This window comes from Streptomyces sp. NPDC029296, from assembly GCF_055569255.1.
The window spans coordinates 1-26,249 of sequence record NZ_JBVHXT010000005.1 but is presented as its reverse complement, the minus strand read 5'-3'; the positions used below and the strand labels follow the sequence as shown (position 1 = coordinate 26,249).

21 protein-coding genes are annotated in these 26,249 nt (G+C 71.9%); 11 read left to right on the top strand and 10 right to left on the bottom strand.

The features are described 5' to 3' along the window. Position 1 precedes the first annotated feature (1 nt). Positions 2-1,702, top strand: coding sequence for an acyl-CoA mutase large subunit family protein (locus tag ACZ4W9_RS05815; RefSeq protein ID WP_467933460.1), 1,701 nt, complete (start codon positions 2-4; stop codon positions 1,700-1,702). Between the two features lie 68 nt (positions 1,703-1,770). Here the strand turns inward: ACZ4W9_RS05815 and ACZ4W9_RS05810 are convergent, their stop codons facing one another. Continuing rightward, the gene (locus ACZ4W9_RS05810) at positions 1,771-2,397 is read right to left on the bottom strand and encodes a TetR/AcrR family transcriptional regulator (protein ID WP_467933459.1); all 627 of its coding nucleotides are present in this window, start codon (positions 2,395-2,397) and stop codon (positions 1,771-1,773) included. Positions 2,398-2,603: 206 nt separating this feature from the next. On the opposite strand from ACZ4W9_RS05810, the gene ACZ4W9_RS05805 reads away from it, so the two are divergent. From ACZ4W9_RS05805 to ACZ4W9_RS05790, 4 genes are all read left to right on the top strand, one after another. Beyond that, positions 2,604-3,581 carry a tetratricopeptide repeat protein gene (locus ACZ4W9_RS05805; RefSeq protein WP_467933458.1) on the top strand — a complete coding sequence of 326 codons (978 nt, stop codon included), beginning with the start codon at positions 2,604-2,606 and terminating at the stop codon, positions 3,579-3,581. A gap of 625 nt (positions 3,582-4,206) precedes the next feature. Beyond that, positions 4,207-4,866, top strand: a complete 660-nt coding sequence (locus ACZ4W9_RS05800) for a DUF6230 family protein (RefSeq protein ID WP_467933456.1) — start codon at positions 4,207-4,209, stop codon at positions 4,864-4,866. Positions 4,867-4,981: 115 nt separating this feature from the next. Continuing rightward, positions 4,982-5,536 (top strand): DUF6114 domain-containing protein, encoded by a 555-nt coding sequence (locus ACZ4W9_RS05795; RefSeq protein WP_467933455.1) that lies wholly within the window; start codon positions 4,982-4,984, stop codon positions 5,534-5,536. After that, positions 5,526-7,013: a hypothetical protein gene (locus tag ACZ4W9_RS05790; RefSeq protein ID WP_467933454.1), complete on the top strand. Its 1,488-nt coding sequence runs from the start codon at positions 5,526-5,528 to the stop codon at positions 7,011-7,013. Before ACZ4W9_RS05795 ends, ACZ4W9_RS05790 begins: the two co-directional genes overlap by 11 nt. Before the next feature lie 89 nt (positions 7,014-7,102). On the opposite strand, the gene pyk is transcribed toward ACZ4W9_RS05790, so the two are convergent. The 3 genes from pyk to pta all read right to left on the bottom strand — a co-directional run bounded on the left by pyk (position 7,103) and on the right by pta (position 11,925). Beyond that, complete coding sequence (pyk, locus tag ACZ4W9_RS05785) at positions 7,103-8,530, bottom strand: pyruvate kinase (protein WP_467933453.1); 1,428 nt, start codon at positions 8,528-8,530, stop codon at positions 7,103-7,105. 84 nt (positions 8,531-8,614) lie between these two features. After that, the gene (locus ACZ4W9_RS05780) at positions 8,615-9,826 is read right to left on the bottom strand and encodes an acetate kinase (protein WP_467933451.1); all 1,212 of its coding nucleotides are present in this window, start codon (positions 9,824-9,826) and stop codon (positions 8,615-8,617) included. Further along, on the bottom strand, positions 9,823-11,925 hold the full coding sequence (pta, locus tag ACZ4W9_RS05775; protein WP_467933450.1) for a phosphate acetyltransferase: 2,103 nt from the start codon (positions 11,923-11,925) through the stop codon (positions 9,823-9,825). Before pta ends, ACZ4W9_RS05780 begins: the two co-directional genes overlap by 4 nt. A 193-nt stretch (positions 11,926-12,118) precedes the next feature. Between pta and ACZ4W9_RS05770 the strand changes: the two genes are divergently transcribed. Continuing rightward, complete coding sequence (locus tag ACZ4W9_RS05770; protein ID WP_467933448.1) at positions 12,119-13,144, top strand: ATP-dependent 6-phosphofructokinase; 1,026 nt, start codon at positions 12,119-12,121, stop codon at positions 13,142-13,144. 130 nt (positions 13,145-13,274) lie between these two features. Here ACZ4W9_RS05770 and ACZ4W9_RS05765 read toward each other — a convergent pair whose 3' ends face one another. From ACZ4W9_RS05765 to ACZ4W9_RS05745, 5 genes are all read right to left on the bottom strand, one after another. Continuing rightward, positions 13,275-14,102, bottom strand: coding sequence for a carbohydrate ABC transporter permease (locus ACZ4W9_RS05765; RefSeq protein ID WP_467933447.1), 828 nt, complete (start codon positions 14,100-14,102; stop codon positions 13,275-13,277). Further along, complete coding sequence (locus ACZ4W9_RS05760) at positions 14,102-14,965, bottom strand: carbohydrate ABC transporter permease (protein WP_467933446.1); 864 nt, start codon at positions 14,963-14,965, stop codon at positions 14,102-14,104. Before ACZ4W9_RS05760 ends, ACZ4W9_RS05765 begins: the two co-directional genes overlap by 1 nt. Next, a complete protein-coding gene (locus ACZ4W9_RS05755; RefSeq protein ID WP_467933444.1) occupies positions 14,962-16,335 on the bottom strand; it encodes an extracellular solute-binding protein in 1,374 nt (457 codons plus the stop codon). Before ACZ4W9_RS05755 ends, ACZ4W9_RS05760 begins: the two co-directional genes overlap by 4 nt. Before the next feature lie 189 nt (positions 16,336-16,524). Further along, entirely contained in the window at positions 16,525-17,217 is a 693-nt protein-coding gene (locus ACZ4W9_RS05750) for a response regulator (protein ID WP_467933443.1), read from the bottom strand. Further along, positions 17,214-18,848 carry a sensor histidine kinase gene (locus ACZ4W9_RS05745; protein WP_467933442.1) on the bottom strand — a complete coding sequence of 545 codons (1,635 nt, stop codon included), beginning with the start codon at positions 18,846-18,848 and terminating at the stop codon, positions 17,214-17,216. Before ACZ4W9_RS05745 ends, ACZ4W9_RS05750 begins: the two co-directional genes overlap by 4 nt. Positions 18,849-19,001: 153 nt before the next feature. Here ACZ4W9_RS05745 and ACZ4W9_RS05740 point away from each other — a divergent pair, with 153 nt between their 5' ends. Further along, a complete protein-coding gene (locus tag ACZ4W9_RS05740; protein ID WP_467933440.1) occupies positions 19,002-20,381 on the top strand; it encodes a cation:dicarboxylate symporter family transporter in 1,380 nt (459 codons plus the stop codon). A 99-nt stretch (positions 20,382-20,480) separates the two neighbouring features. On the opposite strand, the gene ACZ4W9_RS05735 is transcribed toward ACZ4W9_RS05740, so the two are convergent. Continuing rightward, positions 20,481-21,095 (bottom strand): TetR/AcrR family transcriptional regulator, encoded by a 615-nt coding sequence (locus tag ACZ4W9_RS05735; protein WP_467933439.1) that lies wholly within the window; start codon positions 21,093-21,095, stop codon positions 20,481-20,483. Between the two features lie 127 nt (positions 21,096-21,222). Between ACZ4W9_RS05735 and ACZ4W9_RS05730 the strand changes: the two genes are divergently transcribed. From ACZ4W9_RS05730 to ACZ4W9_RS05715, 4 genes are all read left to right on the top strand, one after another. Then, complete coding sequence (locus ACZ4W9_RS05730) at positions 21,223-22,896, top strand: MFS transporter (protein ID WP_467933438.1); 1,674 nt, start codon at positions 21,223-21,225, stop codon at positions 22,894-22,896. An 88-nt stretch (positions 22,897-22,984) separates the two neighbouring features. Further along, positions 22,985-23,410, top strand: a complete 426-nt coding sequence (locus ACZ4W9_RS05725) for a MerR family transcriptional regulator (protein WP_467933436.1) — start codon at positions 22,985-22,987, stop codon at positions 23,408-23,410. Beyond that, the gene (gene trxA / locus ACZ4W9_RS05720) at positions 23,407-23,739 is read left to right on the top strand and encodes a thioredoxin (RefSeq protein ID WP_467933435.1); all 333 of its coding nucleotides are present in this window, start codon (positions 23,407-23,409) and stop codon (positions 23,737-23,739) included. Before ACZ4W9_RS05725 ends, trxA begins: the two co-directional genes overlap by 4 nt. 183 nt (positions 23,740-23,922) lie before the next feature. Beyond that, positions 23,923-26,154: a HelD family protein gene (locus ACZ4W9_RS05715; protein WP_467933434.1), complete on the top strand. Its 2,232-nt coding sequence runs from the start codon at positions 23,923-23,925 to the stop codon at positions 26,152-26,154. Positions 26,155-26,249 lie beyond the last annotated feature (95 nt).

Here is a 26,249-nt window from a genome sequence, read left to right as displayed (position 1 = left end):
TATGGACGCTCACGCCATCGAGGAGGGCCGCCGCCGCTGGCAGGCCCGTTACGACGCCGCACGCAAGCGGGACGCGGACTTCACCACGCTCTCCGGTGACCCCGTGGAACCGGTGTACGGGCCCCGGCCCGGTGACACGTACGAGGGATTCGAGCGGATCGGCTGGCCCGGGGAGTACCCCTTCACGCGCGGGCTCCATCCGACCGGCTACCGCGGCCGCACCTGGACGATCCGCCAGTTCGCCGGCTTCGGCAACGCCGAGCAGACCAACGAGCGGTACAAGATGATCCTCGCCGCGGGCGGCGGCGGGCTGTCCGTCGCCTTCGACATGCCGACGCTCATGGGGCGCGACTCCGACGACCCGCGCTCGCTCGGCGAGGTCGGCCACTGCGGCGTCGCCATCGACTCGGCCGCTGACATGGAGGTGCTGTTCAAGGACATCCCGCTGGGGGATGTGACGACCTCCATGACCATCAGCGGCCCGGCCGTGCCCGTCTTCTGCATGTACCTGGTCGCCGCCGAGCGCCAGGGCGTCGATCCGCGGGTGCTCAACGGCACGCTCCAGACCGACATCTTCAAGGAGTACATCGCGCAGAAGGAGTGGCTGTTCCAGCCGGAGCCCCACCTGCGGCTGATCGGCGACCTGATGGAGTACTGCGCGGCGGGCATCCCCGCGTACAAGCCGCTGTCCGTCTCCGGCTACCACATCCGGGAGGCCGGGGCCACGGCCGCGCAGGAGCTGGCGTACACCCTGGCCGACGGGTTCGGGTACGTCGAGCTGGGGCTCAGCCGCGGGCTGGACGTGGACGTCTTCGCGCCGGGGCTGTCCTTCTTCTTCGACGCGCACGTGGACTTCTTCGAGGAGATCGCCAAGTTCCGCGCGGCCCGGCGCATCTGGGCCCGGTGGATGCGGGAGGTGTACGGGGCGAAGAGCGACAAGGCGCAGTGGCTCCGCTTCCACACCCAGACGGCCGGTGTGTCGCTGACCGCGCAGCAGCCGTACAACAACGTGGTGCGCACGGCGGTGGAGGCGCTGGCCGCCGTGCTCGGCGGGACGAACTCGCTGCACACGAACGCCCTGGACGAGACCCTGGCGCTGCCCAGCGAGCAGGCCGCGGAGATCGCGCTGCGCACCCAGCAGGTGCTGATGGAGGAGACGGGGGTCGCCAATGTGGCCGACCCGCTGGGCGGCGCCTGGTACGTCGAGCAGCTGACGGACCGGATCGAGGCGGACGCGGAGAAGATCTTCGAGCAGATCAAGGAGCGGGGTCTGCGGGCTCACCCGGACGGGCGTCATCCGATCGGGCCGATCACCTCGGGCATCCTGCGCGGGATAGAGGACGGCTGGTTCACCGGCGAGATAGCCGAGTCCGCCTTCCGTTACCAGCAGGCGCTGGAGAAGGGCGACAAGCGGGTGGTGGGCGTCAACGTCCACACCGGGTCGGTGACCGGGGACCTGGAGATCCTGCGGGTCAGCCACGAGGTGGAGCGCGAGCAGGTCCGCGTCCTCGCCGAGCGCAAGGCCGCCCGCGACGAGCCGGCCGTGCGCGCCGCCCTCGACGGCATGCTGGCGGCGGCCCGCTCCGGGGCCAACATGATCGAGCCGATGCTGGACGCCGTCCGCGCCGAGGCCACCCTGGGCGAGATCTGCGGGGTGCTGCGCGACGAGTGGGGGGTGTACACCGAGCCGGCCGGTTTCTGACCGCGTCGCCCGCGCGCCGCCCGCCGGGGGGCCCCGGGGGCGGCGCGTTCGCGCGCGGGGCGGTGTCCTCAGGGAGTGCCGGCCGCTCCGGCCAGGCCCAGGAGGAGGACGCGGGTGAAGCCGCGCACCCACTCCTCGTTGGCGGGTTTGCCGCTGACCAGGGTGCGGTGGACCACCGCGCCCGCGACCATGTCGAAGATCAGGTCGACCGTGCGGGCGGACTCCTCGGGGTCCGGCTCGGGGGGCAGCTCGCCGCGGTGCTGGGCGCGGGCGCGGCCCTGGAGGACCAGGCGCATCTGGCGGTCCACGATCGAGGCGCGGATGCGTTCGCGCAGCGCGTCGTCGCGAGTGGACTCGGCGACCACCGCCATCAGGCCGCTGCGGGCCTCGGGGCGGGCGAGGATGGCCGCGAACTGGAGGACGACGCCCTCGATGTCGGCGGCGAGGCTGCCGAGGTCGGGAACCTCCAGTTCGTCGAAGAGTTCCGCGACGGCGTCCACGACCAGCTCGTTCTTGCCGGCCCAGCGGCGGTACAGGGTCGTCTTGGCGACCCCGGCCCGGATCGCGACGTCCGACAGGGTGAGTTTGGACCAGCCGAGTTCGACCAGAGCCTCCCGGGTCGCGGCCAGGATCGCGGTGTCCGCGGCGGCGCTGCGCGGGCGTCCGGTACGGCTGACGGGGGTGCGGCTCTGCATCCCCCGACCATAACCGGCGGGTCCTGTGGGGCCGTGAGGGAGATCACCGGGGTGTGGTGTCGCGCGGCGCCCTCATGGCATTACGCTACGACTCGTAGCGAAAGCTCGTGAGGACGTACACGGGCGGACGACCACGAGGCGCGGGTGGGGACCCGGCGCCCCATACCGCTTTTCACTCAGGCGCCGGCTCGGGGGAGGATAGACGCATGCAGCCACGGAACATGTCCATGAGCGGTGTCGTCGACCTCGCCGCGGTGAAGGCGGCCCAGGAGGCCAAGGCCAAGGCCAAGGCCGAGCAGACGCGCGCCGAAGCCGCCCGACAGGGCGGGACGGGGGCCGTCTCCCCGGCCGATCTCGTCATTGACGTCGATGAGGCGGGATTCGAGCGGGAGGTCCTGCAGCGCTCCGCCGAAGTGCCCGTCGTCATCGACTTCTGGGCCGAGTGGTGTCAGCCCTGCAAGCAGCTGAGCCCGGTCCTGGAGCGGCTGGCCGTCGAGTACAACGGGCGCTTCCTCCTCGCCAAGATCGACGTCGACGCCAACCAGATGCTGATGCAGCAGTTCGGGGTCCAGGGCATCCCGGCCGTCTTCGCCGTCGTCGCGGGCCAGGCGCTCCCGCTGTTCCAGGGCGTGGCGGCCGAGCAGCAGATCCGGCAGACCCTGGACCAGCTGGTGGCGGTGGCCGAGCAGCGCTTCGGGCTGACCGGTCTGACCGTCGACCCGGAGGCCGAGCCGGGCGGCGCGACGGTGGCCGCGCCGGCGGAGGGCCCCTACGACGCGGCGCTGAACGCCGCCGCGCAGGCGATGGACGCGGGCGACCTGGCCGGGGCCGTGAGGGCGTACCGGAACGTGCTGGCCGACGACCCGGCCCACCCGGAGGCCAAGCTGGGTCTGGCACAGGCCGAGCTGCTCCAGCGGGTGCAGGACATGGACCCGCAGAAGGTGCGTCAGGAGGCGGCCGACAAGCCGAAGGACGCCGAGGCGCAGATCGCCGCCGCCGACCTGGACCTGGTGGGCGGTCATGTCGAGGACGCGTTCGGCCGGCTGATCGAGACCGTGCGGCGCACGGCGGGCGACGACCGGGACGCCGTACGGCGCCGGCTGCTGGAGCTGTTCGAGGTCGTGGGCCCGGAGGACCCGCGGGTCGTGGACGCGCGCAGGGCCCTCGCCCGCGCCCTTTTCTGAGGGGCTGTACCCGGCCACGGCTTGTGATGCCGTGGTGAAAGATCCGCCGTCGAGGCGTCACGGCGGCCGCGCTTTACCAAATCTTGGGGAACGCGGCCGCTGTTACTGCGAGTAAATCGAGGCCGTTGGTCTGTCTGGATTCGTCCAGGGATCAACGGCTTTGCTCTGCCCTACGCCACGACCGTACGTCGCGCTCCGAGACCGGTCGGTCGTCCTCCGGTTATCCCGCCGTTACTAGCCAGTAACGAACCCCCTTGTGTCCAGGCCGAGAATGCACCACGATCGGCGACGCTCGGTCCATTCCCGCACCCCGGCAGCCGGCCGGGTCGCGGAAGAATCTGGGTCCCCACCGAGCGGGACCGGCGGCAGTGACGCCGGGTCCAGGGCAGGGGGGTCTTCGCCACCCCGGCGAAGCCTGTCCGGCAAGGTTGTGCGTGATGCGTGTCAGGCGCGACCCAGTGGTTGTCGCTCGGGGGTGATCGCCGGTGATTCGGGCGCGTAGTGCGCCGCCGAGTGCGGGCGCTCTCCTTTCCGAGGACGTAGCACTTCTCCCATCCCTGCCCGGCTGAGCCGCCGACCGAGGGCGAGTCCGGGCCAGGAGATGTACGTCCGAGAAGGAGGAAATATGGAGTCCCAGGTGCGTGGCGGGACCAGATGGAAGCGGTTCGCCGTGGTCATGGTGCCCAGCGTGGCCGCTACGGCCGCGATAGGCGTCGCCCTCGCGCAGGGCGCCCTCGCCGCGTCGTTCAGTGTGTCGGGCCAGTCGTTCAAGGTGACGGCGAAGACGCTGCACGGCGAGGGTTTCTCGCAGTACGGCGCGATCGACCAGGGGTACACCCTGACCGGCGGCAAGGCGGCTCACCCCGTCGCGGTCTCGGCCTTCACCAAGGCCCGGATCGAGAAGATGTGCCAGTCGGTCGTCACCCCGGACATCCCGATCCTCGGCGACATCACGCTGCGGCTCGAGGCGGGCAACAGCTCCGACGAGGACAAGCAGGTTCACGCGAAGAACCTGTACATCGACGTTGAGGACCTGCAGGCGGACGCCACGTTCAACGGCCTCGACATCGGCGTCGCCGGGCGGGATCTCAAGGGCGCCCGCATGAAGGACGCCGAAATCCAGAACAAGCAGGCCAACCCGTTCGGCTTCGCCCAGCAGGCGGACTCGGTGGACCTGAGCGGTGTGAAGCAGACGGCGTGGGCGACCACCGCCGGAACCTTCACGCTCAGCGGTCTGCACATGTCGCTGCACAGGGGCAGCGGCAAGGACATCGAGTGCTACTGAGCACGTACTGACGGGCGGGGGAGCCGTGGCGCCCCCGCCCGTCCACACTCCGGCGCGTCTTCACGGCCGGACCACATCACCACCACAGCAACGCCGCACCAGGGAGCTGTTTTCCATGAGCGCCGAGACTCCTGCCGCCGCACCCGGTCAGTTCACCCGCCGGAGGCTGCAGTTCCGCGCCTGGCGGGGCACGCGTCCGTTCTGGGCCGGTCTGCTCGTCATGCTCGGCGGCTTTCTGATCCTGTACTTCCCGTACGCCCACCTGCAGCTCGGCCACCTCAGCATGACGGTCGGAACGCCCGGCGGTTCCAGTTCCCTGATCATCGGCGGACTGCTTATCGCCCTCGGGCTCATCCTCTGGTTCCAGCAGCACATCCGGGTCTTCGGAGGTGTCGCGGCGATCCTGCTGGCGCTGGTGTCGATCCCGCTGTCGAACATCGGTGGCTTCCTCGTCGGATTCCTGTGCGCGCTGACCGGCGGGGCGATGGCCGTGTCCTGGGCGCCGGGCGCACCCGAGCAGCAGCCGGCGGGCGGGGCGGGAGCGGGCCAGGGGGGTTCCCCCGCCGCCGCGCCCCTTCCGGAACAGCGCGTGTACGGGCTGGACGAGCCGAACGACCTGTCAGGAACGAACCCGGCCAACGGGGCGAACGGGAGGCACAGTGCCGGCTGACGAGGTGACCCGCGGGACCGACGTGGACGGGCCCCGTGCGAGAACCGGGCCCCGCCACGCGGCTCCCAGGAAGCCGCTGTTCACCAGGTTCCACATGCCCGCCGGCAAGGCCATCGCCTCGGTGGCGATGCCCACGGCCGTGCTGATGGGCATGGGCTTCACGTCCACGCTGGCCCTCGCCGACAACAACGGCAGCCCCTCCTCGTCGCCGTCCGCGCCGGCGTCCACGCCGGCCAAGGACCTGACGCGCGAGGAGTACGAGGCCTGCGTCAAGGCCCTCGACGACGACAAGGAGCCCTCGGACTCCGCGTCGCCGTCCGCCTCCGAGGACGCGTCGGACGCGCCGTCGCCGTCGAAGACCGGCGAGAGCGGGGAAGAGAGCGGCAAGACGCGGGAGGAGGACGGCACCTCTTCGCCGGATTCAGGTTCCGACGACGAGGCCACGCCCGACCCGACCGCGACCTCGGACGCGCACCCCGGTTCCGCCGGCCGGGACACGGACGCCTCCGGCCCGTCCGGCGCGGATTCCGGCTCCCCGGGCACGGACTCCGGTGCGGCCGGCCAGGGTCCGGACGCCGGCGGTGACACGGACGCGCCGGTGAACCCCCAGGGCGGCGGGACCATCCTCGACACCATCGGCGACACGCTCGGTGACCTCCTCACCGGCGGGCGCGTCACCGGCGGGCGCGACGAGGACGCCGGCACCGGCACGGACACGTCCGCGCAGAGCCCGGATCCGGCCCCGTCGGCGTCCCGGTCACCGGACTCGGGCGAGGACCCCGGAGGCAGCGCCTCCGACGACACCGCCGGGGACACCGGGACGAAGGCCGGGGACACGGGGAAGAACGCCGGGGACACCGCCGGCACCGGTGGGAAGACCGGCGAGGGCGACACCACCGCGCCGGCCGGGGACGACGCGACCCCGTCGACCCCGTCGTCCAGCCCGGCGCCCACGCCCTCGGACACGCCGAGCCCGTCCGCGAGCGACTCCGGTTCCGCCGAGGACTGCCCGGCGGCCACGGACCGCGTCGGCGGCGTCGACAACACGGTGGCGGTGGCGGACGACCCCTGGTACCTGGACGCCAGCTCCCTGCTCCTGAAGGGCGCCGACTACCAGGGCGTCGTGGAGGTGAGGCGGGCCAACGGCACCACGAAGAAGGTGCTGAAGTACGTCATCTCCGACGGCACCGAGATCGGCGACCTGCACCAGACGGTCAAGGACAAGCAGGCGGGCAAGACCTACCACGTCCAGGCGGCCAAGGGCTCGAAGTCCACCATCACCGGCGGCGACACGGTGATGTACACCGAGAGCATCTCCGGGAACCTGTTCGGGCTGATCCCGGTGACGTTCAGCCCCGACAGCCCGCCCCCGCTGAACATCCCGCTGATCTACTTCACCCATGCCAAGGTGGTCCAGGCCGCCCAGTTCGGCGGCAATCTGCACGTGCCGGGCATGCACGTGTACACGACCGACTGAGCGGTCGCACAAGCCGATCCGGGAGCCGCACAAGGCCGAGGGCGCCCCCTGTCGCAGGGGGCGCCCTCGGTGTGTCACGGGTCCGGCGATCAGCCGCCCTGGTGGCCCAGGTGGTGGACGCGGATCATGTTGGTGGTGCCGGGGACGCCGGGGGGCGAACCTGCGGTGATGACGACGGTGTCGCCCGCGTCGAACCGGCTCAGCTTGGCGACCTCCTGGTCCACCAGGTCCACCATCTCGTCGGTGGTGTTCACGAACGGCACGACGTGCGACTCCACGCCCCAGCTCAGCGTGAGCTGGTTGCGGGTCGACTCGTCCGTGGTGAAGGCGATGATCGGCTGGGACGCCCGGTACCGGGACAGCCGGCGCGCGGTGTCACCGGACTTGGTGAAGGCGATCAGGCCCTTGCCGCCGAGGAAGTCGGCGATCTCGCAGGCCGCGCGGGCCACCGAACCGCCCTGCGTGCGCGGCTTCTTGCCCGGCACCAGCGGCTGCAGGCCCTTGGACAGCAGCTCCTGCTCGGCCGCGACGACGATCTTCGACATGGTCTTGACCGTCTCGATCGGGTAGGCGCCCACCGAGGACTCGGCCGACAGCATGACCGCGTCGGCGCCGTCCAGGATCGCGTTGGCCACGTCCGAGGCCTCGGCGCGGGTCGGCCGGGAGTTGGTGATCATCGACTCCATCATCTGGGTCGCGACGATCACCGGCTTGGCGTTGCGCCGGCACAGCTCGATCAGGCGCTTCTGCACCATGGGGACCTTTTCGAGCGGGTACTCGACGGCGAGGTCACCACGGGCGACCATCACGGCGTCGAACGCCGCGACGACGTCCTCCATGTTGTCGACCGCCTGCGGCTTCTCCACCTTGGCGATGACGGGGACCCGGCGGCCCTCCTCGTCCATCACGCGGTGGACGTCCTGCACGTCCTTGGCGTCCCGGACGAAGGACAGCGCGACCATGTCGCAGCCCATGCGGAGGGCGAAGCGCAGGTCCTCGACGTCCTTCTCGCTCAGCGCGGGCACGTTCACGGCCGCGCCGGGCAGGTTGATGCCCTTGTGGTCGGAGACGACACCGCCCTCGATGACGATCGTCCGCACCCGCGGGCCCTCGACGTCCAGGACCTTCAGCTCGACGTTGCCGTCGTTGATCAGGATCTGGTCGCCGCGCGAGACGTCGCCCGGCAGCCCCTTGTACGTCGTGCCGCAGATGTGCTTGTCACCCGGCACGTCCTCGGTCGTGATGACGAACTCGTCACCGCGCTCCAGCTCGACCGGACCCTCGGCGAAGGTCTCCAGACGGATCTTCGGGCCCTGGAGGTCGGCGAGGACGCCGATGGGGCGGCCGGTCTCCTTGGAGGCGGCCCGGACGCGGTCGTACCGCGCCTGGTGCTCGGCGTGGGTGCCGTGGCTGAAGTTGAACCGGGCTACGTTCATGCCCGCCTCGATCATGGCGACGAGCATCTCGTGGGAGTCGACCGCGGGGCCGAGAGTACAGACGATTTTCGAACGGCGCATGGAGCGATCCTATCGGTTTGTTTCGCTACGGAATATTCCGTCTGGCGGAAGATACAAATGAGTGGCACACCGCTCAGGTGCTATTCAGTTGTTCTTTCCGACCAGTGCGTAGGTCTGCGTCGCGATCTCCAGTTCTTCATCCGTCGGCACCACGGCGACCGCCACCCGGGCGGAGGCCGGCGAAATCAGCCGCGCCCCGCCGCCGCGTACGGCGTTGCGCTCCGGGTCGACCGCCAGGCCCAGGCCCTCCAGGCCCGCGACCGCCGCCTCCCGCACCGGTGCCGCGTTCTCGCCGACCCCGGCGGTGAAGGCCACCGCGTCCACGGTGCCGAGCACCGCGTAATAGGCGCCGATGTACTTCTTGATCCGGTGAATGTAAATGTCGAAGGCGAGCGCCGCCTCTTCGTCGCCCTCGTCGATCCGGCGGCGGATCTCCCGCATGTCGTTGTCCCCGCACAGACCGAACAGACCGCTCCTCTTGTTCAGAAGAGTGTCGATCTCGTCCATGGACATATCCCCAACCCGGGCCAAATGGAAGATGACGGCCGGGTCCAGGTCACCGGACCGCGTACCCATCACCAGGCCCTCCAACGGCGTCAGCCCCATGGAGGTGTCCACACAGCGGCCCTTCTCCACCGCGGAGGCGGAGGCGCCGTTGCCCAGGTGCAGCACGATCACGTTGACCTCGGACGGGTCCTTGCCCAGCAGCCGCGCGGTCTGGCGGGAGACGTAGGCGTGCGAGGTGCCGTGGAAGCCGTAGCGGCGGATCCGGTGGCGGTCGGCGATCTTCGGGTCGATGGCGTAGCGCGCCGCGGACTCCGGCATCGTCGTGTGGAACGCGGTGTCGAAGACGGCGACCTGCGGCAGGTCGGGGCGCAGTGCCCGGGCGGTGCGGACGCCGGTGAGGTTGGCCGGGTTGTGCAGCGGGGCGACCGGGATCAGCCGCTCGACCTCGGTGAGCACCTCGTCGTCGATGACGGTGGGCTCGGTGAAGAACATCCCGCCGTGCACCACCCGGTGCCCGATGGCGGCCAGCTCGGGGGAGTCCAGGCCGAGGCCGTCACGGCTCAGCTCCTCGCCGACCGCCTTGAGGGCGGCCTCGTGGTCGGCGATGGGGCCGCTGTGCTCGCGGGTGTCGCCGCTGGTCAGGCAGGTGTGCTCGATCCGGGAGGTCTGCTCGCCGATGCGCTCGACCAGGCCCACCGCGAGCCGGCTGCTGTCCCGCATGTCCAGCAGCTGGTACTTCAGCGAGGACGAACCGGAGTTGAGGACGAGGACACGGGTGGGGGAGGTCACTGCTGGGACGCCTTCTCGCTGGGGTTCTGGGCGGGGGTCTGGGCCTGGATCGCCGTGATGGCGACCGTGTTGACGATGTCCTGGACGAGGGCGCCGCGGGACAGGTCGTTGACCGGCTTGCGCAGGCCCTGCAGGACCGGGCCGACGGCGATCGCGCCGGCCGAGCGCTGCACGGCCTTGTAGGTGTTGTTGCCCGTGTTGAGGTCCGGGAAGACCAGGACCGTCGCCTGTCCGGCGACATCGGAGCCGGGCAGCTTGGTCGCGGCGACGGACGGCTCCACGGCCGCGTCGTACTGGATCGGGCCCTCGATCTTCAGGTCCGGCCGGCGCGAGCGGGCCAGCTCGGTGGCCTCGCGCACCTTGTCCACGTCGGCGCCCGAGCCGGAGGTGCCGGTGGAGTACGACAGCATCGCGATCCGCGGCTCCACGCCGAAGCGGGCCGCGGTGGCCGCCGACTGGATGGCGATGTCGGCGAGCTGCTCGGCGTCGGGGTCCGGGTTGACCGCGCAGTCGCCGTAGACCAGCACCTTGTCGGCCAGGCACATGAAGAACACCGACGAGACGATCGAGGCGTCCGGCCGGGTCTTGATGATCTCGAAGGCGGGCCGGATGGTGGCGGCCGTGGAGTGCACCGAGCCGGAGACCATGCCGTCGGCCAGGCCCTCCTGGACCATCAGGGTGCCGAAGTAGTTCACGTCGGAGACGACGTCGTAGGCCAGCTCGACCGTGACGCCCTTGTGGGCGCGCAGGGCCGCGTACTTCTCGGCGAAGGCGTCGCGCAGACCGGAGGCGGCCGGGTCGATCAGCTGGGTGTCGCCGAGGTCGATGCCGAGATCGGCGGCCTTCTTGCGGATCCGGTCCTCGGGGCCGAGCAGGGTCAGGTCGCACACGCCCCGGCGCAGCAGCACCTCGGCCGCGCGCAGCACCCGCTCCTCGGTGCCCTCCGGGAGCACGACGCGCCGCTTGTCGGAGCGGGCCTGCTCCAGCAGCTTGTGCTCGAACATCATCGGGGTGACCCGGTCGCTGCTCGGTGCCGAGACCCGGCGGGCCAGTTCGGCGGTGTCGGCGTACCGCTCGAAGAGGCCGAGCGCGGTCTCCGCCTTGCGCGGGGTGGCCGCGTTCAGCTTGCCCTCCAGGGAGAACAGCTGCTCGGCGGTGGGGAAGCTGTTGCCGGACACCGACAGCACCGGGGTGCCCGGGGCGAGCCGGGCGGCCAGGGTGAGGATCTCGTCGCGCGGGACCTCGTTGAGCGTCAGCAGCACACCGGCGATCGGCGGGGTGCCGGCGCTGTGCGCGGCCAGCGAGCCGATGACCAGGTCGGCCCGGTCGCCCGGGGTGACCACCAGGCAGCCCGGGGTCAGGGCGCCCAGCAGGTTGGGCAGCATGGCGCCGCCGAAGACGAAGTCCATGGCGTCCCGGGCCAGGCCGGAGTCGTCGCCGAGCAGCACCCTGGCGTCCAGGGTCTGGGCGATCTGCGCGACCGTGGGTGCGGAGAGCGCGGGCTCGTCCGGCACCACGTAGCAGGGCACCGGCAGCCGGTTCACCAGCCGCTCGGCTATCTCGTCGCGGTCCTCGCGGGCCACCCGGTTGGCGACCATGGCCAGCACGTCGCAGCCGAGCCCGTCGTAGGCGCGGTAGGCGTTGCGGGTCTCGGCCAGCACCGACTCGGCGGTCTGCTTGCGGCCGCCCACCACCGGGATCACCGAGGCGCCGAACTCGTTGGCGAGCCGGGCGTTGAGGGACAGCTCGTCCGGCAGCTGGGTGCCGGCGAAGTCGGTGCCGAGGACGAGCACCACGTCGTAGTCGCGGGCGACCAGGTGGAAGCGGTCGACGAGGACGGAGACCAGCTCGTCCGTGCCCCGCTCGGCCTGGAGCGCGGACGCCTGGTGGTAGTCCATGCCGTAGACGGTCGCCGGGTCCTGCGCGAGGCGGTACCGGGCCCGCAGCAGCTCGAACAGCCGATCGGGTCCGTCGTGGACGAGCGGACGGAACACGCCCACCCGGTCGACCTGCCGGGTGAGGAGTTCCATGACCCCCAGCTCCACGACCTGGCGGCCGTCACCGCGGTCGATCCCGGTCACGTACACGCTGCGCGTCACGTGTCCACTCCGTTCCTCATGTCGCTTCTGTCGCCTCTGCGGCATAAAAATCGCCCACCGAGGTGAGCCGAACCCTCTTGACAATACCCCTGCCGCCGGATAAGGCGCCCGTCAGGACTTCACCGCCCCGGCGGACGTGAAAGAATCGTCACTGGCTCACCGGCACACGACAGCGAGCAGGAGACACAGCACGATGCGTATCGGAGTTCTCACCGCAGGCGGCGACTGCCCCGGCCTGAACGCCGTGATCCGGTCGGTCGTGCACCGGGCGGTCGCACAGTACGGCGACGAGGTCATCGGTTTCGAGGACGGTTACCGCGGCCTGCTGGACCGCCACTACCGCACCCTCGACCTGGACGCGGTCAGCGGCATCCTGGCCCGCGGCGGCACCATCCTCGGCTCCTCCCGGCTGGAGCGCGACCGGCTGCGCGAGGCCTGTGAGGGCGCCGCCGACATGGTCGAGGAGTTCGGCATCGACGCGCTGATCCCGATCGGCGGCGAGGGCACGCTCACCGCGGCCCGCATGCTCTCCGACGCGGGTCTGCCGGTCGTCGGCGTGCCCAAGACCATCGACAACGACATCTCCTCCACCGACCGCACCTTCGGCTTCGACACGGCCGTCGGCGTGGCCACCGAGGCGATGGACCGCCTGAAGACGACCGCCGAGTCCCACCAGCGGGTGATGGTCGTGGAGGTCATGGGCCGGCACGCCGGCTGGATCGCCCTGGAGTCCGGCATGGCCGCCGGCGCCCACGGCATCTGCCTGCCCGAGCGGCCCTTCGACCCCGCCGACCTGGTCAAGATGGTCGAGGAGCGGTTCGCCCGCGGCAAGAAGTTCGCGGTCGTCTGCGTCGCCGAGGGCGCCCACCCCGCCGAGGGCACCATGGACTACGGCAAGGGCGCGATCGACCAGTACGGCCACGAGCGCTTCCAGGGCATCGGCACCGCCCTCGCCTACGAGCTGGAGCGGCGCCTCGGCAAGGAGGCCAAGCCGGTCATCCTCGGCCACGTCCAGCGCGGCGGCGTCCCCACCGCCTACGACCGCGTCCTTGCCACCCGCTTCGGCTGGCACGCCGTGGAGGCCGCGCACCGCGGCGAGTTCGGCAAGATGACCGCGCTGCGCGGCACCGACATCGTGATGGTGCCGCTCGCCGAGGCGGTCACCGAGCTGAAGACCGTGCCGAAGGACCGCATGGACGAGGCCGAGTCGGTCTTCTAGGCCGGGCACCGTCGGCCTTCCGGGCCGGGCGCGCCGGTCCCCGGCCGGGCGCCCGTCCCGCGGCTCAGGCGGTCCGGTCCGTCACGGGCCGCCAGAAGGCCCCGGCACCCGGTGCCACCGCCGCCCCGCGTCATCCCTTCACCGCCCCGCCCAGCGCGAACCCGCCGCCGAGCCGCCGGGCCACCAGGACGTACAGCAGGATCACGGGCGTCGAGTAGAGCACGGAGAACGCGGCGAGCTGGCCGTAGGCCACCATGCCCCGGTTGCCGAAGAAGTCGTTGACGCTCACCGAGGCGGGCATCCGGTCCGGGCTGAGCAGCAGCATGAACGGGACGAAGAAGTTCCCCCACATCATCACGAACGAGAACACGGTCACCACGCCCAGCCCCGGCCCCATCAGCGGCAGCACGATCCGCACCAGCGACTGCGCGGCCGAGGCCCCGTCCGTCCAGGCCGCCTCCTCCAGTTCCCTCGGCACCCCGTCCATGAAGTTCTTCATCAGCCAGATGGCGAAGGGGAGCTGGGAGGCGGCGAAGAAGAAGACGGTGCCCTGGAGGGTGTCGATCAGGTTCACCCGGACGAACAGGGCGTACACCGGCACCATGATCGCCGTGATGGGCAGGCTCGTCGCGAACAGGATGGTCAGCAGGAACGGCCGGTTCAGCCGGGAGGGGAACCGGGACAGCGGATACGCGGCGAGGGCGGCGCAGCCGACGGTCAGCGCCGTGCCGCCGCCGCACAGCAGCAGGCTGTTGAGCAGCGGGGTGTAGGTGATGTCCGGGGTGAGGACGGCGCGGAAGTTGTCCAGGCCGATCCCGTCCGGGATCCGGACCCGCAGACCGGCGCCCGGGTCCAGGGCCGACAGCAGTACCCAGGCCAGCGGCAGGGCGAAGGCGGCGGTCACGGCGAGCAGCGCGAGATCGGCGGCGAGCCGGCGGGAGGGGCGGGCGCGGGGCATCAGACCTCCGTCCGCAGCAGCCGCAGATAGACCACGGAGAACAGGGAGCCGACCAGCAGCAGGAGCAGTGCGACCGCCGTGCCGTACCCGATCATGCTGTTCTGGAACGCCTGTTCGTACATGAACAGCGGCAGTGTCTGGCTGCGGTGGCCGGGGCCGCCCCGGGTCATCACCCAGATCAGCCCGAAGACGGAGAGCGTCTGCAGGGTGTTGAGCATCAGGTTGGTGCCGATGGAGCGGCGGATCATCGGCAGCGTGATGTGCCACAGCCGCCGCCACCCGCCGGCCCCGTCCACCTCGGCGGCCTCGGTGATCTCGGCGGGGATCCCGTCCAGCGCGGCGGAGTACACGAGCATCGAGAACGCCGTCCCGCGCCACACGTTGGCGAAGGACACGGCGAGGACGGGCAGCGTGAACAGCCAGTTCTGCCGGGGCAGGTGCAGCCAGTCCAGGACGGCGTTCAGCGTGCCCTCGCGGCGGAAGAACGCGTACAGCAGGAACCCGGCCACGACCTCCGGCAGCACCCACGCGGTGATCACCACCCCGCCGGTGAGGGTGCGGACGGGTTTCGAGGCGCGTCTCATCAGCGCGGCCAGCGCGAGCCCGAGGGTGTTCTGCCCGATGAGCGAGGACAGCACGGTGAACACCAGGGTCAGCCGGACGGCGTTCAGGAACGCGTCGTCGTGGAAGGCCCGGCGGAAGTTGGCGAGGCCGGTGAAGGAGGAGTGGGCCTGGCCGGTGAGCTGGAGGTCGGTGAAGGCGATCCAGACGCAGTAGGCGATCGGCCCGGCGAGGAAGAGCAGCAGCAGGACCAGCGCGGGGGCGAGCGGGAGGGCCCGGAGGGCCGGGTGCCCGCGCCTCACCTGCGGACCACTCGGCCGCCGGTGACGTCCTCGACCGTGGCGTCGTAGCCGCTCGCCGCCTTCGCCACGGACACGTCACCGGTTGTGACGCCCTCCATGGCCTCCTGGACGGCGGTCGACACCTTCGGGTACGCGGGGTACGCGGGCCGGTAGTGGGTGTGGGCCACCAGGCCGGTGAAGAACTCGAGGCCGGGCTGGGCGGTGGCGTACGCGGGGTCGGCGGCGACGTCCTTCCGCACGGCGATTCCGGAGTTGGCGATGTACCACCTGCGGGCGTTGTCCTTCGTCTGGAGCGTCCGCACGAAGGCGAAGGCGAGGTCGGGGTTGGCCGCCTTGGCCGGGACGGCCCAGGTCCAGCCGCCGGACATGCTCACCTTGCCGGGCGCCTGGCCGTGCCGGGTGGGCATGGCGGCGAGCCCCAGCCTCCGGGACCAGTCGGGCCAGGGGTGCCCGCTGCCCGGCTGCCAGGTCAGCGGCAGCCAGGAGCCGTCGAGGGCGATGCCCAGGCCGCCCCGGGGGAGCAGCTCGCCGGCGACGGTGGTGGAGAAGTTGGGGTCGAGGGCGTCGGAGACGTCGGGGCCGAGCTTCTCCCGGTAGACGGTCTCCACGAAGGCGAGCGCGTCCCTGAAGGCCCGCGACCCGACGACCCACTTCCCGCTGCGGTCGTCGTACAGCGGGTCGGCGGAGCCGTCGCCCGTGCCGTACAGCAGCATCTCGAAGGTCTGCATCGTGGACCGTTCGCCCGCCGGTTTGCCGGTGTAGACGTTGAGCGGGACGACGCCGGGGACCTTCCGCTTGATGGTGCGGGCGGCGGCCAGGACGTCGTCCCAGGTCTTCGGCTGCCAGTCCGGCGGCAGGCCGGCCTTGGCGAACACCCGCCTGTCGAACCAGAGTCCGCGCGTGTCGGTGCCGTCCGGCACGCCGTAGGTCTTCCCGTCCCGTCCCCTGGCCGCCGCCTTCGCGGTGCCGATGAACTGCTTCCAGTCCGGCCACGTGGCGAGGTAGGCGTCGAGCGGCTTCAAGTAACCGCTGGTGATGTCGGAGTTGATGAGGAAGGTGTCCTCGTAGACCAGGTCCGGTGCGGTGCGCGGGGAGCGCATCATCTGCTGGAGCTTGGTGTAGTACTCCGCGTCGGGCGCCTTGATCGGCACGAACTCCACCTTCTTGCCGGGGTGTTCGCGCTCGAACTGCTTTTTGACGCCGGCGAGGTAGGTGTCCATCACCTTGACGGAGTTGTCGGTGGACTGTTTGTACGACACCTTGATCGTGTCCGGGCCGCGGCCGGAGCCGCTGCCGCATGCGGTGAGCGCGGCGGCGGAGAGGGCGGCGGCGAGGAACGCGGAGAGGGCGGCGGTGGGGCGCACGGGCATGACCTCCTGAGCGCACGTGGGGGTGGCGCGGAGATGGCTGCCGTGTGAAGGTAAGAGCGCTGGTCCGGTCAGGTCAATGCGTCTGCGGGGTGAAGCGCGCCGGTGCCCCGCGGCCGGGCGCGCCGGGTGTCCGCGCGGACGCCGTCCGGGGCGGGGTGCGCGACCGCGCCGATGTCCGGGGCCGGCCCCTCACCGCCCCTGCGGGACCCACCGGTACACCAGCTCCGGGCGCCCCACCTGACCGTAGAGCGGGCTGCGGGCCGCCCGGCCCGAGTCGACCAGGTGTTCCAGGTAGCGGCGGGCCGTGATGCGGGAGATGCCGACCGTCTCGGCCGCCCCGGCCGCCGTGAGGCCCTCCGGTGCCTCGCGCAGCGTGCCCGTGACCCGCTCCAGCGTCGGTGCGCTCAGCCCCTTCGGCAGGGCCGCCGGCGCCGGGGCGCGCAGGGTCGCCAGGGCCCGGTCGACCTCGTCCTGGCCGCTCGCCTCGCCCACCGCCGCGTGGAACTCGGCGTAGCGCACCAGCCGGTCCCGCAGTGTCGCGAACGTGAACGGTTTCAGGACGTACTGGACGACGCCCAGCGAGACGCCCTCCCGCACCACCGCGAGGTCCCGGGCCGAGGTCACCGCTATCACGTCCGCGTGGTGCCCGCACGCCCGCAGGGACCGGGCCAGCTGCAGACCGTGCACATCCGGCAGGTGCAGGTCCAGCAGGAGCAGGTCCACCGGGGTGCGGTCCAGGATCCGCCGTGCCTCCGCGCCCGTGTGCGCCTTCCCGACCGCGACGAACCCCGGCACCCGGCCGACGTACATCACGTGCGCGTCCGCGGCCACCGGGTCGTCCTCGACGACGAGGACGCGGAGGGGCTGCCCCTCGTCCGTCATCCGCCACCGCCCGGCACCACGCGCAAGGGCAACCGCACCTCGAACACCGCTCCGTCCTCGCCGTCCCCGCCGGACTCCGTCACCGTCAGCGTGCCCCCGTGGCGGGTCACCGCCTGCCGGACCAGGGCCAGCCCGAGTCCCCGCCCGCCCGGCCCGGCCGGCTTGGTGGAGAACCCCCGCTGGAATACCAGGCCGGCCAGGGCGGGGTCGACACCGGGTCCGGTGTCCGCCACCCGGAGCACGAGTCCGGCACCCGAGGCGTACGCCGTCACGGTGACCCGCGCCCGGGCGCTGCCCTGCGCCGCGTCCACCGCGTTGTCGATCAGGTTGCCGAGGATCGTGACCAGGTCCCGCGCCGGCAGCTCGGCCGGCAGCAGGCCGTCGTCCAGGCGGCTGTCCGGCGAGACCACCAGTTCCACGCCCCGCTCGTGCGCCTGCGCGGTCTTGCCCAGCAGCAGCGCGGCCAGCACCGGCTCGCTCACCGCCGCCACCACCTGGTCGGTGAGGGCCTGGGCCAGCTCCAGCTCGGCGGTGGCGAACTCGACCGCCTCCCCGGCCCGGCCCAGCTCGATCAGCGAGACGACCGTGTGCAGCCGGTTCGCGGCCTCGTGCGCCTGCGAGCGCAGCGCCTGCGTGAAGCCCCGCTCCGAGTCCAGCTCGCCCATCAGCGACTGGAGCTCGGTCACGTCCCGGAGCGTCACGACCGTGCCCCGGCGCTCGCCCCCGGACACCGGGGAGGTGTTCACCACCAGCACCCGGGACGCCGTCAGGTGCACCTCGTCCACCCGGGGCTCGGAGGACAGCAGGGCGCCGGTCAGCGGGGCCGGCAGGCCGAGGCCGGCCACCGAGCGGCCGACCGGGTCGGCGTCCGGCGTGCCGCCGAGGCCCAGCAGCTCCCGGCCGCCGTCGTTGACCAGCGCCACCCGGTACTGGCCGTCCAGCATCAGCAGCCCCTCCCGGACCGCGTGCAGCGCCGCCTGGTGGTAGTCGTGCATCCGGCTCAGCTCGGTGGCGTTCATGCCGTGGGTGTGGCGGCGCAGCCGGGCGTTGATCACGTACGTGCCGACCGCGCCCAGCGCGAGCGCCCCGCCGGCCACCCCGAGCAGGGCCGTGACCTGGTTCCGGAGCCGGGCGCTGATCGTCTCCACCTTGATGCCGGCGCTCACCAGCCCGGTGATCCGGCCGCCGTCCCTGACCGGGGTCACCGCGCGGACGGACGGGCCGAGCGTGCCGGTGTAGGTCTCGGTGAAGGTACGGCCGCGCCGGGCGGGGCCGATGGTGCCGAGGAACCGCTTGCCGATCTGCCCGCGGTCCGGGTGGGTCCAGCGGATGCCGGACGGATCCATGATCGTCACGAAGTCGACGTTGGCGTCCCGGGTGACCTGGAGGGCGTACGGCTCCAGCCGGGCCGTGGGGTCCGGGCCGCTGATCGCCGCGCGGACCGAGGGGGCGTCGGCGACCGACCGGGCCACCGCCGTGGCCTGCCGGGCGGCGGCCTCCTCGGCCTGCCGCCGGTCGCTGACGTAGGTGAACAGCGCGTACCCGGCCACGACCACCGCGATCAGCACGGCCTGCATGGCGAACAGCTGGCCGGCCAGGCTGCGGGGCCGGGGGAGGTGGGGGACGCGCATGCCAGCAGTGTGCCTCTCCGTCCGATCGTGAACTAAATGAACGGAAGGGTGACCGCCCTCACAGGCCGGGAGATAGTCACGGCATTCCCAGCAACGCCCGGACGTGAGCCGCACGCCGGTCGCGCACCGACGAAGACGTCAAGGAGGGCAGTCGTGGCCGCCAGCCCCGCCGATACGGCACCTGCCGCACCCCGCGCCCAGCGGGACCGGACCCGTTACCTGTACATCGCCGTCATCGCGGCGGTCGCGCTCGGCATCGCCGTGGGGCTGATCTGGCCCGACGCGGCGGTGGAGCTGAAACCGCTGGGCACCGGCTTCGTGAACCTGATCAAGATGATGATCTCGCCGATCATCTTCTGCACGATCGTGCTCGGTATCGGTTCGGTACGGAAGGCCGCGAAGGTGGGGGCCGTCGGCGGCATCGCCCTCGGCTACTTCCTGGTGATGTCGCTCGTCGCGCTCGCCATCGGTCTCGTGGTCGGCAATGTGCTGCACCCCGGCGACGGGCTGCACCTGACCGAGGCGCTGCGCGACAGCGGGCACGCCCAGGTGGAGAGCGACGCGCTGCCGCCGGTGGACTTCGTGCTGTCGATCATCCCGAAGACGTTCGTGTCCGCGTTCACCCAGGGAGAGGTGCTCCAGACGCTGCTGGTGGCGCTGCTCGCCGGGTTCGCGCTCCAGGCGATGGGCGCGGCCGGACAGCCGGTGCTGCGCGGCATCGAGCACCTCCAGCGGCTGGTCTTCCGCATCCTGTCGATGGTGATGTGGGCCGCGCCGGCCGGCGCGTTCGGCGCGATCGCGGCCGTGGTCGGCTCCGCCGGCGTCGACGCGCTCAAGAGCCTCGCCGTGCTGATGCTCGGCTTCTACGTCACCTGCTTCCTGTTCGTCTTCCTGGTGCTCGGCGCGCTGCTGCGGATCGTCGCGGGACTGAACGTGTTCTCCCTGTTCAAGTACCTCGCCCGGGAATTCCTGCTGATCCTGTCCACCTCCTCCTCGGAGTCCGCGCTGCCCCGGCTGATCGCGAAGATGGAGCACCTGGGGGTGAGCCGGCCGGTGGTCGGCATCACCGTGCCGACGGGGTACTCCTTCAACCTCGACGGCACGATGATCTACATGACCATGGCGTCGCTGTACATCGCGGACGCGCTGGGCACGCCGATGTCGGTCGGCGAGCAGATCCCGCTGCTGCTGTTCCTGCTGCTGGCGTCGAAGGGCGCGGCCGGGGTCAGCGGCGCGGGCCTCGCCACGCTGGCCGGCGGCCTCCAGTCGCACAAGCCGGCCCTGGTCGACGGTGTCGGGCTGATCGTCGGGATCGACCGGTTCATGAGCGAGGCGCGAGCGCTGACGAACTTCGCGGGCAACGCGGTGGCGACGGTGCTGGTCGGGACGTGGACCAAGGAGATCGACAAGGACCGGGTGCGCAGGGTGCTGGCCGGGGAGGTGCCGTTCGACGAGACCACGCTGCTCGACGAGGGGCGGTCCTCGGTGAGCGAGGCCCCGGAGGTCCGGGAGGAGGGCCTGGTCAAGGCCTGAGCACCGGCACGGTCCCGCTGCGGCACCTTCCCGCTCCGGCCGTCCGGCCCCGCCTGAACCGGGGCCGGGCGGCCGGTCCCGTGCCGGCCCCCGGCACTTCTACGACACCTCGGCCACCAGCTCCATGGCCCGGGAGGCGGGTACGCCCGCCGCGGTCAGCACGGCGACCGTGGCCGAGCGGCCCGCCTCCGCCGCCGCCAGGAGGCCGTCGTTCACCGCCTCCATCAGGGCGAACAGCATCTGCTCGTGGACGTAGGCCAGCGCCGGCGCGGGCAGCGGCGAGCGGAAGACGCCCGTGTCCAGCCCGCGCTGGAGCAGCCGTACCTTCGCCTCGCGCAGGGGGGCGAGGCGGTCGCGGATGCCCTGGACGGTGACCGTCCGCTGGGCCAGCGCGATCAGCAGCCGGTAGCGGTCGGCGGTCTGCCAGACCGCGAGCACCGACCGGGCCACCGCCTCCGCCGGGTCCGTCACCCCCGCCCGGCCCGCCGCGTCGGCGTCCGCCAGCGCCTGCACCGCCTCGTCGACGAGCGTGCTGATCAGTGCCTCACGGCTCGGGAAGTGGCCGTACACCGTCCGCCGTACGACGCCTGCCGCGCGGGCGATCTGGTCCATGGACGCGTCGGGGTCGCGCAGCAGCTCCGCGAGGGCGACGTCGAGGATGCGGCGCCGGTTCGCGTCGGCGCGGCTGGTGTTACCCGTGGTCATGGCGGTCATTGTGCCTTCCCGCCCCCTTTCCGACTGGACTTGCACAGCCCTGTGCAACGCCGTACATTGCACATAGTTGTGCAATTGCACGTTACTGTGCAAGTCCGTCGCGTACCCGAGGAAGGCGATCCCTGCCATGCGACTCGTCATGACCGAACCGGTCGAGAGGATGGAGCGCCCCTACGCCCGGCGATGGTGGGCGCTGCTGGTGCTCTGCCTCAGCCTGCTGATCATCGTGATGGCGAACACCGCCCTCACGGTCGCCGCGCCCGACATGACGAAGGACCTCGGGCTCTCCAGCGCCGACCTCCAGTGGGTGATCGACGGTTACACCGTGCCGTACGCGGCGCTGATGCTGCTGCTCGGCGCGATCGGCGACAAGTACAGCCGGCGCGGCGCGCTCGTCCTCGGCCTGGTGGTGTTCGGCGGCGGAGCCGTGTTCGGCTACCTCGCCGACAGCTCGGCGACCGTCATCGCGGCCCGCGCCGTGATGGGCGTCGGCGCCGCGCTGATCATGCCGGCCACGCTCTCGCTGCTCGCCGCGACCTTCCCGCGCGGCGAACGGGCCAAGGCCATCACCCTGTGGACCGCCACCGCCGGGCTCGCCATCGCCGCCGGACCGGTGGTGGCCGGCGCCCTGCTGCGCGACCACGGCTGGTCCTCCACCTTCCTGATCAACGTGCCGGTCGCGGCCGTCGCGCTCGTGGCCGCCTTCGTCCTGGTCCCGCCCTCCAAAGCGGGCCACCACGACCGCATCGACTACGTCGGCGGCGTGCTGTCGGTGATCTGGACCGGCGCGCTCGTCTACATGATCATCGAGGGACCGCACTTCGGCTGGGGCGCCAAGGCGATCGGCGCGGCCGTCGTCGCCGGCGTGGGCCTGGTCGCCTTCGTGCTGTGGGAGCTGCGCCACCCGCGCCCGATCCTGGACGTGCGCCGCTTCACCGCCCGCCGGTTCGCGGGCTCCAACCTCGCCGTCGCCCTGTTCTTCCTGGCCGTCTTCGGCGCCTTCTACTACCTGACCCAGCACCTGCAGTTCGTCCTCGGCTACGACGCCCTGCAGACCGGTGTGCGCATGCTGCCGCTCGCCGGCGCGGTGTTCGTCGGCTCGGCCCTGACCGCCCTGCTCACCCCGCGCGTCGGCATGAAGTGGACCGTCGGCGCGGGCATGGCCGGCGGCACGATCGCCCTGGCCCTGCTCACCCGGGTGGACGCGGCCTCCACGTACGCCGACTTCGTGGCGCCCCTGATCATCCTGGGCCTCGCGATAGGCCTGGCGCTCTCGCCCTGCACCGACGCCATCATGGGCGCGTTCCCGGAGTCGGAGCTGGGCGTCGGCGGCGCCGTCAACGACACCTCGCTGGAGCTGGGCGGCTCGCTCGGCATCGCCATCCTCGGCTCGCTGCTGGCCACCTCCTACAGCGGTCACCTGGCCGACGCCACCCAGGGCGGCAAGCTCCCGGCGAACGCCCTGGACACCGCGCAGGACTCGGTCGGCGCCGGGTACGCCGTCGCACAGGGCATCGGGGACAAGGCGCACCAGGCCGCCGCGCAGGCCCAGCAGGCGACCGACCCGCAGCAGGCCGCGCAGCTCAAGCAGCAGGCGGGCGAGCTGGCCTCCGGCGCCCGGCAGATGGCCGACGCGGTCGGCTCCGCCTTCTCCGACGCGGTCGCCCACACCAGCCTGGTCGGCGCGGTGGTCCTCGGCGTCGGCACGGTCCTGGTGGCCGCCCTGCTGCCGCGCCGGGAGGCCGCCGGGCCCCAGGCGGAGGACGCCGGGAAGGAGCCGGCGGAGAGCACGACCGCCTGACCCTGCTCGGGGGAGCGCGAGACCGGCCGGGACCGCCGTCCCGGCCGGTCTTGCGTTGACGCCGACGTCAACCCGTACCGTCGGGGACATGCGAATCGGCGAGCTGGCCGCACGGGCCGGAACCACGACCCGCACCCTGCGCTACTACGAGTCCCGGGGGCTGCTGCCGGCCCGGCGCGACGCCCACGGGCACCGCACGTACGACGAGGGCGATCTGCGGCTGCTGGCGCAGATCCGCACCCTGCGGGACTTCGGCTTCGACCTGGAGGAGACCCGGCCGTTCGTGGAGTGTCTGCGGGCCGGTCATCCGCAGGGCGACTCCTGCCCGGCCTCGCTGGTGGTCTACCGGCACAAGCTGGCCGAGCTGGACGCGCTCATCGGGCAGCTGACCGCCGTGCGGGAAACGGTCGCGGGGCAGCTGGCGCGGGCCGAACGGGCACGCGACGAGCTGGCCGCCGAGGCGCTGGTTCCGGGAGGTCCGGAGCCCGTGTGCGAACTGGGAGGGCAGCGGTGAGCAAAGCGGCGGGTGTGGCGGAAGTGGGGGACGCGGACTTCGCGACGGAGGTCCTGCAATCGGAACTGCCGGTGCTGGTGGAGTTCACGGCCGACTGGTGTCCGCCGTGCCGGCAGATGGCGCCGGTGCTCAGCCGGCTCGCGGCCGAGGAGGGCGAGCGGCTCAAGGTCGTCCAGCTGGACGTGGACCACAACCCGGACACCACGAACGCCTACAAGGTGCTGTCGATGCCGACGTTCATGGTGTTCAAGAACGGTGAGCCGGTGAAGGCGATGGTGGGCGCGCGTCCCCAGCGGCGGCTGCTGGAGGAGCTGGCCGACGTGCTGTGACACGGCCGCCGATCGCGAAAAATCCCCCGGGCAATTGCGCTCGGGGGATTTTTCTGCCTATATTCAGTGGTTCACGACTTCCTTATGGAAAGCCGTGAAGAAGTCCAGTGGCCACAGTATATGCGGGCGGGAGCGGCATTGTCAAACGCGGATCTGTCTAACAGCGAATTTCCCGACGGTGAATTGCGCGGCGAACAGGAATTCATCGACGGACTGTACGCACGCGTGGACGTCCTGCGCGGCGAGACCGAGACCTCCGTCGCGGACGCGCTCGCCCAGGGCGACAAGCCCATGCAGGCCCGGCTGGAGCGGGACATCCTGGTCGCCGAGCGCTCGGGGCTGCTCGCCGCGCTGAACGCCGTGGACGGCTCGCTCTGCTTCGGCCGGATCGATCTGGCCGACGGCGCCACACACCACATCGGCCGGATCGGGCTGCGCGAGGACGACGCCGAGCGCACCCCCGTACTGATCGACTGGCGGGCCGACGTCGCCCGCCCCTTCTACCTGGCCACCGGCCACACCCCGATGGGCCTGCGCCGCCGCCGGCACATCGCCACCGAGGGCCGGACCGTCACCTCCCTGCACGACGAGATCCTCGACCTCGGCGACGCCACCCGCACCGGCCACGAGGACCACAACGGCGACGCCGTGCTGCTGGCCGCGCTGAACTCGGCGCGCACCGGCCGGATGAGCGACATCGTGCAGACCATCCAGGCCGAGCAGGACCGGATCATCCGGGCGCCGCACCGCGGGGTGCTGGTCGTCGAGGGCGGACCCGGCACCGGCAAGACCGCGGTGGCGCTGCACCGGGCCGCGTACCTGCTGTACGAGCACCGGGAGCTGCTGGCCCGCCGCGCCGTCCTCATCGTCGGCCCCAACCCCGCCTTCCTCGGTTACATCGGCGAGGTGCTGCCCTCCCTCGGCGAGACCGGCGTGCTGCTGGCCACCGTCGGCGAGCTGTTCCCCGGGGTGAAGGCCACCGCGGCCGACACCCCCGAGGCCGCCGCCGTCAAGGGCCGCGCCGAGATGGCCGAGGTGCTGGCCGCCGTCGTCCGCGACCGGCAGGCCCTGCCGGACCCGGTGATCGCGATCGAGCACGACCGGGAGGTGCTGATGCTGGACGACGGCCTGGTGGGCGTCGCCCGCGAGCGCACCCGCGCCGCCGGGCTGCCGCACAACGCGGCCCGCGAGTACTTCGAGGGCCACATCCTCAACACGCTCACCGAGCTGTACGCCGAGCGCGTGGGCACCGACCCCTACGACGGCAGCAGCCTGCTCGACGCCTCCGACATCACCCAGATCCGCGACGAGATCGCCGAGAATCCCGAGGTCTGGGACGCCGTCGACCAGCTGTGGCCCCGGATCACCCCGCAGCGGCTGGTCGCCGACTTCCTCGCCGGGCCCGACGGCTACCTGTCCGAGGAGGACGCCGACGCGATCCGCCGGCCGGTGACCCGCGCCTGGACCGTCGCCGACGTCCCGCTGCTGGACGAGGCGGCCGAACTCCTCGGCGAGGACGACCGGCTGGCCCGCGCCCGCGCCGAACGCGAACGCGAGACCCAGGTGGCCTACGCGCAGGGCGTGCTCGACGTCTCCTACGCCTCGCGGACCTACGAGTTCGAGGACAAGGAGGAGGGCGACCCGGACGCCAGCGAGGTCCTGTCCGCGCACGACATCATCGACGCCGAGCGGTTCGCCGAACGCCAGGAGGAGGCCGACCACCGCAGCGCCGCCGAGCGGGCCGCCGCCGACCGCACCTGGGCGTTCGGGCACATCATCGTGGACGAGGCGCAGGAGCTGTCGCCGATGGCCTGGCGGCTGCTGATGCGGCGCAGCCCGACCCGCTCGATGACCCTGGTCGGCGACCCCGCGCAGACCGCGGAGGCGGCCGGCGTCGGTTCCTGGGCGGACATCCTCGCGCCCTATGTCGAGGACCGCTGGGAACACACCCGGCTGGGCGTCAACTACCGCACCCCGGCCGAGATCATGGACCTGGCGGCGGCCGTGGTCCGCGCCGCGCACCCGGACTTCGAGCCGCCCAGCTCGGTGCGCTCCACCGGCGTACGGCCCTGGGTGCGGCGGGCCGCCGGAGACCTGCCCGGTGCGGTCGCCGAGGCGGTCGCCGAACTCACCCCCGAGGAGGGCCGGCTGGCCGTCGTCGCGCCGCGAGCGCTGCACCGTGCCCTGGCCGCGCGCCTGGACGGCGTCACGGCGGGCGCGGAACCCGACCTGACCCGGACGGTGGTCCTGCTCGACCCCCGCCAGGCCAAGGGCCTGGAGTTCGACTCCGTCCTGGTGGTGGAACCGGCCGCCTACGGCACGAGCGACCTGTACGTGGCCCTGACCCGCGCCACCCAGCGCCTGGGCGTGCTGCACACCGGGTCGCTCCCCAAGGGGCTGGTGGACGCGGTCTGACGGGCCGGGGGGGGGGGGGGGGGGGGGGGGGGGGGGGGGGGGGGGGGGGGGGGGGGGGGGGGGGGGGGGGGGGGGGGGGGGGGGGGGGGGGGGGG

What these genes read in the sequence shown, in the direction of transcription:
- ACZ4W9_RS05765 (WP_467933447.1), bottom strand. Translation starts at nt 14,102, where the DNA reads ATGCCCCGCGCCCGCCCCTCCCGCCGGCTCGCCGCCGATCTCGCGCTG.
- ACZ4W9_RS05755 (WP_467933444.1), bottom strand. Translation starts at nt 16,335, where the DNA reads ATGCCCGTGCGCCCCACCGCCGCCCTCTCCGCGTTCCTCGCCGCCGCC.
- pyk (WP_467933453.1), bottom strand. Translation starts at nt 8,530, where the DNA reads ATGCGCCGTTCGAAAATCGTCTGTACTCTCGGCCCCGCGGTCGACTCC.
- ACZ4W9_RS05815 (WP_467933460.1), top strand. Translation starts at nt 2, where the DNA reads ATGGACGCTCACGCCATCGAGGAGGGCCGCCGCCGCTGGCAGGCCCGT.
- ACZ4W9_RS05805 (WP_467933458.1), top strand. Translation starts at nt 2,604, where the DNA reads ATGCAGCCACGGAACATGTCCATGAGCGGTGTCGTCGACCTCGCCGCG.
- ACZ4W9_RS05795 (WP_467933455.1), top strand. Translation starts at nt 4,982, where the DNA reads ATGAGCGCCGAGACTCCTGCCGCCGCACCCGGTCAGTTCACCCGCCGG.
- ACZ4W9_RS05800 (WP_467933456.1), top strand. Translation starts at nt 4,207, where the DNA reads ATGGAGTCCCAGGTGCGTGGCGGGACCAGATGGAAGCGGTTCGCCGTG.
- ACZ4W9_RS05745 (WP_467933442.1), bottom strand. Translation starts at nt 18,848, where the DNA reads ATGCGCGTCCCCCACCTCCCCCGGCCCCGCAGCCTGGCCGGCCAGCTG.
- ACZ4W9_RS05725 (WP_467933436.1), top strand. Translation starts at nt 22,985, where the DNA reads ATGCGAATCGGCGAGCTGGCCGCACGGGCCGGAACCACGACCCGCACC.
- ACZ4W9_RS05730 (WP_467933438.1), top strand. Translation starts at nt 21,223, where the DNA reads ATGCGACTCGTCATGACCGAACCGGTCGAGAGGATGGAGCGCCCCTAC.
- ACZ4W9_RS05770 (WP_467933448.1), top strand. Translation starts at nt 12,119, where the DNA reads ATGCGTATCGGAGTTCTCACCGCAGGCGGCGACTGCCCCGGCCTGAAC.
- ACZ4W9_RS05810 (WP_467933459.1), bottom strand. Translation starts at nt 2,397, where the DNA reads ATGCAGAGCCGCACCCCCGTCAGCCGTACCGGACGCCCGCGCAGCGCC.
- ACZ4W9_RS05735 (WP_467933439.1), bottom strand. Translation starts at nt 21,095, where the DNA reads ATGACCGCCATGACCACGGGTAACACCAGCCGCGCCGACGCGAACCGG.
- ACZ4W9_RS05750 (WP_467933443.1), bottom strand. Translation starts at nt 17,217, where the DNA reads ATGACGGACGAGGGGCAGCCCCTCCGCGTCCTCGTCGTCGAGGACGAC.